Source organism: Prauserella flavalba (assembly GCF_003202235.1).
Lineage (GTDB): Bacteria > Actinomycetota > Actinomycetes > Mycobacteriales > Pseudonocardiaceae > Prauserella_A > Prauserella_A flavalba.
The window spans coordinates 32,110-46,175 of the sequence record NZ_MASU01000015.1 but is presented as its reverse complement, the minus strand read 5'-3'; the positions used below and the strand labels follow the sequence as shown (position 1 = coordinate 46,175).

Here is a 14,066-nt window from a genome sequence, read left to right as displayed (position 1 = left end):
AAGGAGCTCGATACATGCGAATTACTGGTGTCTCTGCGACGCCGCTCGGCTCTCCGCTCGAGGAGGAGCTGCGCTGGGGGGCCATGGCCGTCCATGTCAAGGGCGGGATCGTCGTCCGGATCACCACCGACGAGGGGTTTGAGGGGATCGGCGAGGCCGGCTTCTCGGCGGAGTACTTCCCCACCGTGGGGCCGATCATCAACTCCCAGCTCGCGCCGATGCTCATCGGCAAGGACCCCCGCGACATCGGTGCGCTGTGGCAGCAGATGCTCGACGCGACGCACATGTGGGGCCGTCGTGGCATCGAAACCTACGCCATCAGCGGCGTGGACATCGCGCTGTGGGACCTGCTAGGCAAGATCGCCAACCAGCCGGTGTACCGGCTGCTGGGCGCGTCGAAACCCAGCGTCCGCGCGTACTTCGCGCCGTCGCTCAAGCCCACCGCCGAGATCGTCGAGGAATGCCGCAAGGCGGTGGCGGACGGGTTCACCGCGATCAAGCTGCGAGCCACCAAGGAGCTGGCGCAAACGGTCGAGTTGGTGGGCTCGGTGCGCGACGCGGTGGGGCCCAAGGTCGATCTCATGGTTGACGCCAACATGTCCTACGACCGCCGCAGTGCCCTGCGGCTCGCCCGCGAACTGGAAGCCCTCGACGTCGCCTGGCTCGAAGAGCCGATCCTGTCGCGCAGCCTGACCCAGTACGTGGACGACCACTCCTGGCTCGCCGACCGGGTTTCACTGCGGCTAGCCGGAGGCGAGTCGCTGCTCACCCGCTTCGAGTACATCGACCTGCTCACCCGCCGTACCTTCGACGTCGTCCAGCCGGACTGCACCAGCGTCGGCGGTATCTCGGAGGCCAAGCGTGTGGCGGACCTGGCCAGCACCTGGAACCTCACCTGCGTGCCGCACATCGCTTGCTCCTCAGGTACCGGCATCGCGCTCGCGGCCGGGTTGCACCTGATCCTGGCGTGCGAGAATGCGCCGCTCATCGAGGTCGACGCCTACGGCGGCCCGGGTTGGGACGGCCTGCTGAAGAACCCGCTGGAGGTGCGGGACGGCTACGTGACCGCCTCCGATGCGCCCGGTATCGGCGTCAATCTCAGCCCGGACGCCTACCAGCGCTTCGCGGTGACCACGGCATGAGTGCCCCGCTGTTCGGCCGGCCCGAGGTCATCGCGATCCTCCGGGCCGCGTCCGCGGACCGGGTCCCCGAGGTCGCGGAGCTGGTCTACCGGGCGGGTGTCCGCGTCATCGAGCTCACGCTGACCACGCCGGAAGCGGCGGCGGCGCTCGCTGAGCTGCGCGAGCGCTTGCCGGACGACGCCGTCCTCGGCATGGGCAGCGTGCGCACCGAGCTCGACGTCGAGGTGTCGGTGGACGCGGGCGCACAATGCCTGTTCACCCCCACCTGCCGCCCCGACGTCATCGAGCTGGCCGTCGATCGCGGGGTGCCGATCGTCTCCGGTGCCGCCACGCCCACCGAGATCTACGACGCGCACGCGGCCGGGGCGGCCGCGGTCAAGGTGTTCCCCGCCGCCCACTTGGGCGGGCCCGGTTTCCTGCGGGCGGTCCGTGGACCGCTGCCGGACGTGCCGCTGGTGCCGACCGGCGGGGTCGACGTCGATGACGTGGGCGCGTACCTGGCGGCCGGTGCCGCCGCGGTGGGCCTCGGTGGTGAACTGCTCGGCGACGCGCTACGCGGTGGTGACCTGGACGCGCTGGCGGCCCGTGTGCGCACCGCGCTCGCCGCCCGGGACGCGGTGGCCGCATGACCGGCGGGCTGGTGACCTTCGGCGAAACAATGGCGCTGTTCACGCCGCCCACAGTCGGCCGGTTGCGCCACGCGGGCAGCCTGATGCTGGGCATCGGCGGGGCCGAGTCGAACGTTGCCATCGGAGTAGCCCGGCTCGGCCTCCCCGCGGCGTGGTTCGGCCGGGTCGGCGCGGACGAGCTCGGCGAGACGGTGCTGACCCGCATTCGGGGCGAGGGTGTGGACGTCGACGCCGCGGTACGCGACTCCGAGGTGCCGACCAGCCTGATGATCAAGGAACGGCCGCAGCCCGGGATCGCCCGGGTGACCTACTACCGGCAGGACGGGCCCGGCGCCCGGCTCCGTCCGTCAGATGTGGATGAATCCGTGCTGCGCGGGGCCCAGATTCTGCATCTGACCGGGATCACCCCGGCGCTGAGTGACAGCGCGTGCGAGACGGTCCGGGCCAGTGTCGAGCTGGCCCGGACTCTAGGCGTACTGGTCTCGCTCGACGTGAACTACCGGGCGGCATTGTGGCCGGCCGAGCGGGCCACGCCCGTGCTGCGCGAGTTGGTACGGCACTGCGACGTGCTCTTCGCTGGCGACGATGAAGCCGAACTGCTCGGGGTCACCGGCGCGCCGGAGGTTCAGGCGCGGCGGCTCGCCGGGCTCGGTCCGCGCGAGGTCGTGATCAAGCTCGGCGCGCGCGGTGCGGTGGGCTGGGTGGACGGCGCGCCGGTGGCGGTCGACGCGCTCCCCGTGGAGGCGATCGACGCGGTCGGTGCCGGGGACGCGTTCGTCGCCGGGTACCTCGCGGAGCTGATGAGCGGGGAGCCGGTCACCGAGCGGCTGGCCACAGCCGCCGCGTGCGGCGCGTGCGCCGTCTCGGTGCCCGGTGATTGGGAGGGCTTCCCGCATCGCGACGAACTGAGCCTGCTCACCTCCCGGCACGGCACCGTCATCCGCTGAGTGCGCTGCACCGTTACCTTCTTCGTAGTTCCTGATCAAGGAGCTGTGGTCGCCAGGTCCCGCATCACTGATGTCCCAGTCGAGTCCATGATCCGGGGGTGTCACCGGACCTGGTGGCATCGAGGGACCGCTGAATAGACGATCCCGGTCGGCGGGTCGAGCGGGGTGTCGAAGGCCTTGGTGGCGTCGTAGGTTTGGCCGGTTCGCAGGCAGTGGTGGAACTGGGCGAGGAACCGGTTGAACAGGTGCCGGAGGGCTCCAGCGTGCCGGTCAGCATGTTCTCGGCGGCGTTGGTAGTGGCCGGTTACAGAACCACCACTACCAACGCGTCAATCGCCGAACGTCGCACGACTACCAGACCACGGAACTACGCCTGCGTCGCCCGACGGTAGGAGCCGAGGCGGAGACGGTCTTTGCCGAGCTTCAGCACCATGCCGACCGAACAAGAAACCGCGGCTGGAGTCTCCTCAAGGGCCCCCGAGAACGCGAATCTCGACATCAGCATCGCGCCCGAGCACACGCAAGGCTGAGAGAAAACGGCCGAAACTGCGAACCAGAACTTTGCCGAGCTGATTTTGTTCATGTTGGACAGAGCGGTGGATGCCACAGAGAACGATACGGCCTCGGCCGAATGACCGAGGCCGGACATTGCACCGCCAGGTCACCGGGTGCATGTTGACCACGTAACCGACGTCGGCTCTCGGCGGCAAGGATCTCCGTCGTTCTGGCGCGTCGTACGCGAGCGCGCCGATCGCAGCGAGTTCAAGATCGGAAACACGCCTCCAGGACTAGCATCCGTCCGCGATCTGTAGACGTTCGTTGGTCGTCCTTGAGCGGTGACCCCGTCCTCGGGCGCGCTTTGGCGCCGAAGTGCGACGGCTCGGAGCCCGACTTCGTGGGTGACGATGCCGGGCCCCGCCGCCGCGCCGGGTCGGTTGATCAGTCGGCGGCCAGCGCAGTTTCGGTCTTCCCCGTCTTCGACTCCTTCGCCGGGACCTGGTCCGGCAGGCCCGAGGCATAGGTCTCCCGTAGCGCGAACGTGCACACCAGCGAGAGCACGGCGGTGCCGATCATGTACCAGGCCACCGCCGAGTAGCCGCCGGTGCGGTCAAGCAACCACGTGGCGATGATCGGCGCGAGCGCGCTGCTGGCCAGTGTGCCAATCGTGTACCCGAAGGAGATGCCCGAGTACCGGATCTTCGTCTCGAACGCCTCCGCGAAGAACGCGGCGAGCGGGCCGAACGCGGCGGAGAAACCGGTGCAGATCGCCAGGTATCCGATCCCGGCCGCGAGGAACGAACCGGTGTCGAGCAACCAGAACCACGGGAAGGCCAGCGCACCCATGGCCACCGTGCCTCCGGCGAAGACCGGCCGCCGGCCGATCCGGTCGGACAATGCGCCGAACAGCGGCAGCGTGATGAAGGTCAGCAGCATCGCCAGGAAAACCAGCATCAACATCGAGTTACGGCTGAACCCGAGCTGCTGGGCGCCGTAGCTGAGCCCGAAGACGGTGGTGAGGTAAAATGTCACGCCGATCGACAGGTACGCACCACCGGTCAACAGCACCTGCTTCGGATACTTGCGTAGCACCACCGCAATCGGCAGCTTGACCACGCTCTCGTCTTCTTTCAGCCGCTCGAAGTTGGGGCTCTCACCCAGCTTCAACCGCACGACGAGTCCGAAGAGGACGAACACGCCACCGATCAGGAACGGGACCCGCCAGCCCCAGGACAGGAAGGCTTCCGGCGACATGGCCCCGAAGGCGAGGAACACCGCGTTGCCGAGCATCAGACCCGCCGGCACACCCATCTGCACCCAGCTGCCGTAGTAGCCACGGCGGCGGGCCGGCGCGTGCTCGACGGCCATCAGCACCGCGCCACCGTACTCGCCGCCGAGCGAGAGACCCTGGATGAATCGCAGGGTGACCAGGATGATCGGCGCGGCGATCCCGATCGTCTGGTAGCTGGGCAGCACGCCGACCGCGAACGTGGTCGCCCCCATGATGCTCAGGGTCAGCACGAGCATCGACTTGCGGCCGATCTTGTCCCCGAAGTGCCCGAACAGCACCCCGCCGATCGGCCGAGCGACGAACGCCGCGGAGAACGTCACGAAGGACAGCAACGTACCGATCAACGAGTCGAACTGAGGGAAGAACAGCTTGTTGAAGACGAGTCCGGCGGCGGTGCCGTAGATGAAGAAGTCATACCATTCCACGGTGGTGCCGACGGCGCTGGCGAATCCTACTTTTCCGCTGCGCGAGATCCTGGACATCAGTGTTCCTTGGTTTCGGAGGGGCGGTTTATTCCGTTGCGGTATTACAGAAAAGCGTCTTCGTGATCCGTGGCACGCGGTACCTCCACCTGGAGATGTCGGTTTTCGTAGTCGTTCGAACACAATTCGCGCAACCCAAAGCCAGCGATGGCACGGTCATTACCACCGCTGGTTTTCCGGTGTGTCCTAATAAGCTTCCGGGAAGGTCGTGCGCCCCACTGGCGGCTCGGCGTGCACCGGACGGGGGTGAATCCAGAGGCCGGTTTCGCGGTACCAGACCCGGGCCACGTCCGCGTCCGGCTGACTGCCGGTGGCGAGCACCCGGCGCAAGGCAGAGTGCCGCAGGCTCCGCAGCTCCGGCCCGGCGAGTTCCGTGTACCACGGGCCCGGCGCGGACACCGTGGTCACCGGGAACCGGTCCAGCAGCGTGCGGTCCTGATCAACCCCATTTTCGCCGACCAGGATCGCCGCGCCCGCCGACCACGGTTCGACCAGGCCGAACACGAAGCCGGCGACGGTCTCCCGCGGGATGCCGTTCCAGTGCAGATCGTCCGGCCGCCGGTCCAGCCAGCCCAGGCCGGGTTCGGCCCATTCCCGCAACAGCTCGGCGTGGCCGTGCGCGGAAACCGGCGCGGTGCCGGTGAGCAGCACCGGATCCCGCGGCACCACCGGTTCGTGCTCCGGGTCCTCCAGGTGCATCGCCGCCTGGTAGTTCACCGTCTCAGCGCGAGGCAGGCCGCCGACGCAGAGCACGTGCCGCACGGAGGGGCAGGCCCGCCGCACGGCCAGGGCCGCCTCGAGATGCGCCTCGTCGACCACGAGAATTCCGGCGGTGGCCGCGGTCGCGTGGGCCGTCAAGCCCGCTGCTCCCGCGCCGTGGGGCACCGGTGCGAACGGCACACCGGCGCGCAACGCCCCGGCTGCCACCTCCCACCACTCGGGCACGAACGGCAGCAGCACCACAACCGACTCGCCCGCCGCGACCTCGAGACTTGCCAGCAAATTCGCGAATCGTTTCGCCCGGTCGGCGAAATGGCCGAAGGTCAGCAGGCGGTGGCGACCGTCGCGGCGCGCCCAGATCATCGCCGGTCGCCCCACACAGTCCGCCCAGGTGTCCAAGAATTCATTTGTCCAGTTCGATCTCGCGCATTCTTCACCGAATGGACGGGTACTCATCACGGCACACACCTCCTGCCTTTTCAGGCAGCACGGCCACCGCGGGAAATTCCCGCAGTCTTCGGATCAACTTTATTCAGAGCAACCGGAGCTCATGCGCCTTGGCGATGGCCTCCACTCTGTTTCGCGCATTCAGTTTCTGCATCGCCGTCTGCAGGTAGGTCTTCACGGTGTTTCGCGCGAGGGTGAGCTGATCGGCGATCTCCGGGTTGCTATGCCCCATCGCGGCGAACCGCAACACCTCGTATTCCCTCTTGGTGAGGCCGACCCGGAACAGCAGTTCGGGCGTCGCCGAGGCATGTCGGCCGGTCAATCGAGGATCGACCACCCGGACCCCGCGTGCCACCCGCCGGACCGCGGTGGAGAAGTCACCACCGGTGATGTCCTTGACCAGGCAGCCGTCCGCGCCCGCCTCGATCAGCACGTCGATCGCGCCGTGGTCGGCGAAGGCGGTGAACAGCAGGATCTTCGCACCCGGCGCCACCCGGCGTAGCCGGGTGACCAGCTCTGGCGCCGGCATGTCCGGCAGCCGGAGGTCGAGCAGGATCACCTCGGCCGGCACCAGCTGCGCGGCCTCGATCGCCTCGTGCCCGGTGCTCGCGCTACCGACCACGCTGATCAACGGATCCTCGGCCGCGAGCAGTTCGACGCCCCCGCGGATCACCGGGTGGTCGTCGACCACGAGCACCCGGACTTCGGTTTGGTCATTCATCGTCGGCACCTTCGACCAGGCAGGGCACCCAGGCCCGCACCGTGGTGCCGCCGTCCTCGTTGCCGATGATCGACACGCCGCCACCCACCCGTTCCATCCGGCGCACCGACAGCGGCAGGCCGAGGTGGCCGGCCTTGACCGCGTCGCCGTTCGTCCAGCCGTGCCCGTCGTCGGCGACCGCCACGGTGAGCTGGCCGTCCGCGACGACCACACTCACCACCACGGTCGACGCGTGCGCGTGCTTCTCCACGTTGACCAGCGCCTCCCGCACGACGCTGGTGAGCGCCTCGACGCGGCCGGGCGCGAGTTCTGGGATCTCGGCGAGCGCGACGAACCTGGCCGGGATCCCGGTCCGCTCCTCGAACGCCTCGCAGTCCTCCTGGATCGCCACCGCGAGCTGACGCTCCGGGGGCTGCTCGTTGAGCTGGGCCAGCGAGCTGCGCAGCATCGCGGTCACCGACTCGACCTGGCGCTCGACCTCGTCGATGCGGCCGCGGATCCGGTCGAGGTCCTGCATCGAACGCAGGCTGCGCAGTTCCGCGCCGATCCGGAACAGCACCGGGCTGACCGAGTCGTGCAGTTCGGCCGCCATCCGGCGACGATCGGCGTCCAGCGCGACCCCCGTCTGCATCTTCGCCCGGTGCGAGCTAATGAGGGAGACCGAGGCGGCCGCCGCAGCCTCCTCGAGTTGCGCGATCACCTGGTCCCCGAACGACGCCTGGCTGCGGATGCCCACGTAAACGGCGCCGAGCACTTCCCGGTCGTAGATCATCGGGACGGCGAGCATCGCCCGCAGACCCTCCTGAGCGACCAGCTCGTCGAACTCGTGCGTGATGGCGTCCGACGACCGGTAGTCTCGCACCCACACCGGCCTGCGCTGGGCGATGCTCTTGCCGCCCAACCCGAGGCCTTCGGGCACGACGAGCCGGTGCAGTGCCGTGCTCGTCGTGCCCTGCCAGCTCCGGTGCACCATCCGGTTCCCCGCTTCCACGCGGCCGACCAGTGACATGTCGAACGCGCCGAGCTCCCGGATGCGGCGGGCCACCGAATTCATCGCGACCGATTCGTCCAGCAGCACCAGCAGCTCGGAGTGCCGCAGCGCGAGCTGGTCGAGCACGGTGTCCGCATCGGTTTCCGAAGCACCCGCCATAGCAGTCTCTCCTCGTTGAGATTTGCCCGATTTTAGCCCGAGTGGGGCCTACAGCGCCGTAGCTTCGATCACTCCCCGTAGCACCAGCAGGCTCTCCATGAGGAAATAGTCGCCCCACACCAGCTCGTTGTCGGTGGCCAGGTCGCGCCGGTAGTCGAAGCAGCCACCGGTGAGGATCCCGGCAGGCCGGGTGTCGCCCTCCCCCACCGGGGTGAGGAAACGTGTGACGAGGGCGTCCACCATCGCCAGCGCCCGCTCGCGGTAGTGCGTGCGGTCCGGCGCCAGCACGGACAGCTTCAGCAACGAGGCGGCGGCGATCGCGGTCGCCGAGGTGTCCTGCGGGGCCTTGGCGTCGAAGTCCCACGGCGCGATGTGGTCTTCCGGCAGGTGTTCCAGCCACCAGTCCGCCACTGTGAGCGCGGTGTCCAGGAAGTCCGGCGACACCCACCGGGCGGCCTGGCCGAAGCCCAGCATGGCCCAGGCCTGGGCACGGGCCCAGGTGCTGTCGTCGTCGAGCCCCTTGTGCGTGTACCGGCGGACGAGTGCGCCGCTGCCCTCGTCGAATGCCGCCGACTGGCAGACCGACCCGTCCGTGCGCACGCAGTACTCGATGTGCCGCTCGGCGTGCCGCCGGGCGATCTCGGTCAGCTCCGGCTGATGCAGTTCGGCCGCGGCCCAGGCGAGCAACGGCACCGTGCCGGGCACCGCGTCGATGTTCGCCGCGCCCTGGCCCACCGCGTCGGCCTCCTCGGCTTCAACGCCCAGCGGGATCACCCCGGCGTCGTGGTTGAAGCTCGCCGCGAGTCCCCGCGCCCCGGCCAGAGCGGATTCGCGGGCCGGTGCGCTCTTCCCGGTCAGGTACGCCACCCCGGCGCCGTAGAAGAACAGGAACCCGCGGAACGCGGTTTCCGAGCTCGCCCGCACGGTGAGCCGGCGGGCGATGTCGCCGGCCAGCTCGGCGTAGCGCGACTCACCCGTGGTGGCCGCGCCGAGCGCGAGCAGACCGCCCCAGAACCCGCCCGTCCAGTTGCCGTCCGGAGAGAGGGTCCACTCCCCCGTGTTCTGGTCGGCGAAGTGCGGGAAGCCCTGGGTCGCCGCCCGTTCGGTGATCTCGGCCCGGGACAGCATCCGGGCCACGGCGTCGTCGAAGCGCCGCATGGTCTCTGGGCTCATCTCGGTCATGACACCGCCCCGCTCACCAGGACCGGCTTGAGGGTGGCGCCCGAGCGCATGTCGACCAGAGCCTCGTTCACCTCGCCCAGCTTGTACCGGGTGACCAGTTTGGACAGATCGAAGCGCTGCACCAGCTCCGGCACGGATAGCACGTAGTCGAGGTGGTTCTTCGGCGAGAACGCCCAGCTCCCCAGGACCTGAAGCTGCTTCCGAGTGATCAGGTGCGGGTTGAGCGGGGTCGGACCGTGATCGGTGTACTGCCCGACGACCAGGTACTTCCCGCCCTTGCGGGTCAGGTCGATGCCCTCGGCCACCGCGGCCGGGACACCGGTCGCCTCGATCACGATGTCCGCGCCGCGGCCGTCCGGGGTCTCGGCGAGCACCTCCGCCAGCCGGCTCTCCGCCTTGGTCGAGGTGAAGATGTCGACGTGCACGTCGCCGATGCCGACCTGGCGTGCCACCTCGAGCCGGTTGGCCGGTCCGCCGACGACGATCACCTTCGCCGCGCCCGCCATCGTCGCGTACATCGCGGCGGCCAGGCCGACCGGGCCACTGCCCTGGACGATCACGACGTCGCCCTCCCGGGGCTTGCCGATGCCCAGCACCGCGTGCACCACCGTCGGACCGGCGCAGCCGAGCGCGATGACCTGTTCCGGGGTGACGCCTTCGGGCAGCCGCACGATGGTCGAGCCGGGCTGGAGGTAAATCTGCTCGGACCAACCGCCGGACAGGTGTGGCCACTGGGCGCAACTCTGGTTGATGCCGTAGACCTTGCGGGTCTCGCAGAGCGAGGGCTCTTCCTCCTGTGCGCAGTAGAAGCAGGTGCCGCACGGGATGTTCGACGCCCAGGAGACCAGGTCACCCTCACGCAGCGGCGCCCCGGTGGCGTCGGTGTCCACCCCCTCCCCGAGCCGCCGGACCCGGCCGACGGCCTCGTGCCCGAGGACCACCGGCAGCGGGATCGGCAGCTTGCCGTGCTGCAGGTGCATGTCCGTGCCGCAGATCCCGGCGTGGCTGACGTCGACGACGACCGCGCCCGCTTCCGGTTTCACCTCCGGGAAGGATGTGATTTCCAGGTCCGCGCCGAACTCCTTGAGCACGACCGCGTTTCGCTCGCTCACTCGCTTGTCTCCCTGTTCCGGCCGCCCGGCGGCCATGTCGGTGGACGTCACCGGAGGGCCCCGCTCTGCCGCAGGCCGTCGATCTCGGCTTCGGTGAAGCCGAACTCGCGCAGCACCGGCTCGGTGTGCTGACCCACGTCGGCGACGCCTCTGGTGATCGTGGCCGGGGTGCGGGAGAGCCGCACCGGGTTGCCCAGGATCCGCGTGGAGATCCGGCCTCCGACCTCGACCCGGGTGATCGTCCCGTTCTCCAGCACCTGCGGGTGACGCAGCGCCTCTTCGAGGGTGAGCAGCGGAGCGGAAAGCAGGTCCGCTGAGTCGAATCGCTCGATCGCCTGCTCGGTGGTGAGCCCGCGGACGACGTCCCGCAGCACCTCGTTGGCCTGTTCCTTGTTGCGGGCCTGCAGGTCGGCGGTGGCGAACTCGGGCCGGCGGCTCAGGTCTTCCACCTCGAGCGCCTTGCACAGCAGGTGCAGCGCGTTCTCCCGGAACAGGCCCAGCACAGTGACCATGCCGTCCTTGGTCTCGAAGACCCCGCTGTACCAGTCGGTCACCCAGTTCGTGTCCCGCCCGTACATGAGCATGGAGGCGCTCTCCAAGGTCTGCAGGGCGAGCGCGGTGTCGAGTAGGTTCACACTCACCTTCTGCCCGCGCCCGGAGCGTTCCCGTTCCAGCAGCGCGGCAAGGATTCCCTGCGCCAGCGCCATGCCCGAAGCGTAGTCGACCACCGGCACCGGCATGATGTGCGCGGCCAGGTGCGGGTCTCCGACCGTGCGGGCCATCCCGCTCAGCGACTGCGCCAGCATGTCCTGACCGGCCTTGTGCGCGTACGGACCCGTCTCGCCGAAGCCCGAGGCGGAGGCGTAGACCAGCTTCGGGTACCGCTCGGAAAGCTCCTCGTAGGTCAGCCCGAGCCGCCGGACGGCCGCAGGCCGGTAGCTGTGCACGAGCACGTCGGCCTGCTCGAGCAACCGGTGCAGCGCCGCCATGCCCTCGCGAGTCTTCAGGTTCAGCCCCACGCTGCGCTTGTTCCGGTTGACCGCCACGAAGTAGGAGCACGGCTCGCCCGCCTCGACCGCTTCCCGGTCCAGCGAACGCATCATGTCGCCGTTGACACCGCGCTCCACCTTGATCACTTCGGCGCCGAAGTCGCCGAGCACCTGGGCCGCGAGCGGGCCCTGCATGATCTCGCCCAGGTCCAGGACACGGATCCCGGTGAGCGCCTGTGCCTGGGTCATGAGCGCACCTGCTTCGCGTAGACGTCCTTGGCTATGACCAGGCGCTGGATCTGGTTGGTGCCCTCGTAGATCTGGGTGATCTTGACATCGCGCATCATCCGCTCCACCGGGTATTCACGGGTAAAGCCGTAGCCGCCGTGCAGCTGCAGCGCGTCGGTGGCCACCGACATCGCGTTGTCGCTGCACAGCAGCTTCGCCATGGAGACACGGGACCGGGCGCGCGGGTCACCCGCGCTGATCAGCGCGACCGCGTCGTAGAGCAGCGCGCGGGCGGACTCGATCTTCACCGCCATGTCGGCGACCATCCCGCGCAGCATCTGGAAGCGGGACAGCGACTGGCCGAACTGCTCACGCTCGGCGGTGTAGGACACCGCCTGGTCGAAGGCCCCCTGCGCGATGCCCAGCGCCTGCGCAGCGATCAGCGCGCGGCTGACGTTGAGCTCACCGTTGATGTAGCTGTAGCCCCGCTTCGGGTCGTTGACCACGCGACGAGCCGGAATCCGGGCATCCTCGAGGATGACGTCGGCGGTCGGGCTGCCGCGCATGCCCATCTTCTTCTCGTGCGGGCCGAAGGACACTCCGGGGTCGTCGCGGTGCACCATGAACACCCCGAAGTCCCGCTCGCCGCTGCGTGCGAGCACTGCGTACCAGTCCGCCCACGGCGCGTTGCTGATAAACCGCTTCTGTCCATTGAGGATCCAGTCGCCCCCGTCCTGCTTGGCGGCGGTCTTGATTCCGGAGAGGTCGGAACCGACCGTCGGCTCAGTCATGCACCAGGCCGCGCCCGCCTCGCCCGACGCCACCCGGGGCACTACCTCCTCGAGCAGCTCGTCGGAGCCGTGACTGACCACAGTGGACGTTCCCGCCCAGTTGACCAGCAGCACCAGTGCGGAGCTGCCGCAGACCGCAGCGACCTCTTCCACCGCGATCACCTGGGACAGCAGGTCACCACCGGAGCCGCCGAGCTTCTCGCCGTAGGGTAAGCCGGGCAGGTCGGCCTCCCGCAGCGCCTGCCATGCCTCCTCGGGGAAGCGTTCCTTGTCGTCCACGTCCGCGGCGTGCGGCGCAATCCGGTCGGCGGCCAGTTTCCGCACGCTGTCACGGAAATCTTGGTATTCGGTGTCCATACTCTCTTACTCCTCGAAAGTGTTGCCGGCAAGTGCGCCCTCGTCAGACCGGCGGCCAGCGCAGCCCCTTCACGGCACCGTCGCCGGCCGAGCCGACCGCCTTCCGGGCGTGCTCGGGAGGGATTCCGAAGCGCCCCAGTACCCGCTCAGTGGCGTCCTCGGTGTCCGTCTCACCCGGCCTCGCCGCGGTGCGGGAGTACACCGGCACCGCGGGCACAGAGTCGGTGCGAAAGCCTTGGTAACGTTGCGAAATCTGGTCGAACCCGGCGAGTTCGTGCGGCTCCAGCACCGGGGTCACGCAGGCATCGATCTCAGCGAAGAACTCAGTCCACTCGGCCATCGTGCGGGTCCGGAACGACGCGTCGAGCCGTTCGGAGATCATGTGCCAGTTCGCCGGGTCGAGGTGGTTAGGCACCTCGCCCAGGTCCAGTGCCTGCCAAAGGTTGGTGAAGAACGCGTTCTCCAGCGCGCCGACCGCCACGTACCTGCCGTCGGAGCAGGCGTAGCAGCGGTAGGCCGGCATCGACCCGGCGAGCACGCCTTCCCCGCGCCGGGGCAGCGATCCCCCGCCCCAGTCCACGAAGTTCATACCCATCATGGACAGCACGCCGTCGACCATCGCCGCGTCGAGGTACTGGCCACGCCCGGAGCGTTCCCGCTCGTAGAGGGCACCCACGATGCCGAAGGCCGCGAGCAGCCCGCCTCCGGCGAAGTCGGCGACCAGGTTCAGCGGCGGCGCCGGCGGGCCGTCCGCCGGGCCGAACGTGCCTAGCGCCCCTCCGATCGCCAAGTAGTTGATGTCGTGGCCGGCTCGGCTGGCCAGCGGCCCGGTCTGCCCGTAGCCGGTGACGCTGCAGTAGATCAGCCGCGGATTGATCTCGCCGAGTTCGGCGTAACCCGCGCCGATCCGGTCAGCGACCCCGGGCCGGAAGCCTTCCATGAACACGTCCGACTCGGCGACCAGTCGGTGCAGCGCCGCGCGCCCCTCGTCCGTCTTGAGGTCGAGGGCGACGAATTCCTTCCCACGGGAGAGCGCTGGGACCGGCAGGCCGGAGCGGCCGCCGCCGATCGCGATCACCTCGGCGCCGAGATCGGCCAGCAGCATGCTGCCGTAGGGTCCGGGGGCGAGCCGGGTCATATCCAGCACCCGGATCCCGGCGAGCGGTCCCGTCCGGCCGGTCATTGAGCACCGCCCACCGAGACGCGCGGCCGCTGCACGGAAAAAGCTTGGGAGCAAAGCAAAACTGTCCTCCTCATCGAGGTCGCGGTGATCCGCGTCCATCTATGCTCGCCCGGCCCCGAGAAATGCCGGTACCTCCAACTGGAGGTACCCGTTTTCGGCAGGTCATTGCGATCGTTGCTTTCCTGCCCGGCGGGGAT

Annotated in this window: 12 protein-coding genes; 3 read left to right on the top strand and 9 right to left on the bottom strand. The window is 68.9% G+C overall.

Annotation, left to right across the window (positions count from 1 at the left end):
* Positions 1 to 14: 14 nt before the first annotated feature.
* From BA062_RS32385 to BA062_RS32375, 3 genes are read left to right on the top strand one after another with little or no spacing between them, the layout of a single operon-like run.
* Positions 15 to 1,142, top strand: a complete 1,128-nt coding sequence (locus tag BA062_RS32385) for a mandelate racemase/muconate lactonizing enzyme family protein (RefSeq protein ID WP_110342942.1) — start codon at positions 15 to 17, stop codon at positions 1,140 to 1,142.
* Positions 1,139 to 1,771: a bifunctional 4-hydroxy-2-oxoglutarate aldolase/2-dehydro-3-deoxy-phosphogluconate aldolase gene (locus BA062_RS32380; RefSeq protein WP_110342941.1), complete on the top strand. Its 633-nt coding sequence runs from the start codon at positions 1,139 to 1,141 to the stop codon at positions 1,769 to 1,771. The genes BA062_RS32385 and BA062_RS32380 overlap by 4 nt, the downstream gene beginning before the upstream one ends.
* Complete coding sequence (locus BA062_RS32375; protein WP_110342940.1) at positions 1,768 to 2,718, top strand: sugar kinase; 951 nt, start codon at positions 1,768 to 1,770, stop codon at positions 2,716 to 2,718. The genes BA062_RS32380 and BA062_RS32375 overlap by 4 nt, the downstream gene beginning before the upstream one ends.
* Positions 2,719 to 3,657: 939 nt before the next feature.
* On the opposite strand, the gene BA062_RS32365 is transcribed toward BA062_RS32375, so the two are convergent.
* The 9 genes from BA062_RS32365 to BA062_RS32325 form a co-directional block, all read right to left on the bottom strand.
* On the bottom strand, positions 3,658 to 4,989 hold the full coding sequence (locus BA062_RS32365; RefSeq protein ID WP_110342939.1) for an MFS transporter: 1,332 nt from the start codon (positions 4,987 to 4,989) through the stop codon (positions 3,658 to 3,660).
* 186 nt (positions 4,990 to 5,175) lie between these two features.
* Positions 5,176 to 6,165, bottom strand: a complete 990-nt coding sequence (locus BA062_RS32360) for an AMP-binding protein (protein WP_110342938.1) — start codon at positions 6,163 to 6,165, stop codon at positions 5,176 to 5,178.
* Positions 6,166 to 6,241: 76 nt separating this feature from the next.
* A complete protein-coding gene (locus BA062_RS32355) occupies positions 6,242 to 6,877 on the bottom strand; it encodes a response regulator (protein WP_110342937.1) in 636 nt (211 codons plus the stop codon).
* The gene (locus BA062_RS32350) at positions 6,870 to 8,027 is read right to left on the bottom strand and encodes a GAF domain-containing sensor histidine kinase (protein WP_110342936.1); all 1,158 of its coding nucleotides are present in this window, start codon (positions 8,025 to 8,027) and stop codon (positions 6,870 to 6,872) included. The genes BA062_RS32355 and BA062_RS32350 overlap by 8 nt, the downstream gene beginning before the upstream one ends.
* Before the next feature lie 48 nt (positions 8,028 to 8,075).
* Positions 8,076 to 9,209, bottom strand: a complete 1,134-nt coding sequence (locus BA062_RS32345; RefSeq protein ID WP_245960115.1) for a glycoside hydrolase family 88 protein — start codon at positions 9,207 to 9,209, stop codon at positions 8,076 to 8,078.
* A complete protein-coding gene (locus tag BA062_RS32340; RefSeq protein WP_206078049.1) occupies positions 9,206 to 10,321 on the bottom strand; it encodes a zinc-binding dehydrogenase in 1,116 nt (371 codons plus the stop codon). Before BA062_RS32340 ends, BA062_RS32345 begins: the two co-directional genes overlap by 4 nt.
* 47 nt (positions 10,322 to 10,368) lie before the next feature.
* Positions 10,369 to 11,559 (bottom strand): CaiB/BaiF CoA transferase family protein, encoded by a 1,191-nt coding sequence (locus BA062_RS32335; RefSeq protein WP_110342934.1) that lies wholly within the window; start codon positions 11,557 to 11,559, stop codon positions 10,369 to 10,371.
* Positions 11,556 to 12,686 carry an acyl-CoA dehydrogenase family protein gene (locus BA062_RS32330; protein ID WP_110342933.1) on the bottom strand — a complete coding sequence of 377 codons (1,131 nt, stop codon included), beginning with the start codon at positions 12,684 to 12,686 and terminating at the stop codon, positions 11,556 to 11,558. The genes BA062_RS32335 and BA062_RS32330 overlap by 4 nt, the downstream gene beginning before the upstream one ends.
* A gap of 43 nt (positions 12,687 to 12,729) precedes the next feature.
* Positions 12,730 to 13,869, bottom strand: coding sequence for a CaiB/BaiF CoA transferase family protein (locus tag BA062_RS32325; RefSeq protein WP_110342932.1), 1,140 nt, complete (start codon positions 13,867 to 13,869; stop codon positions 12,730 to 12,732).
* Positions 13,870 to 14,066: the final 197 nt, after the last annotated feature.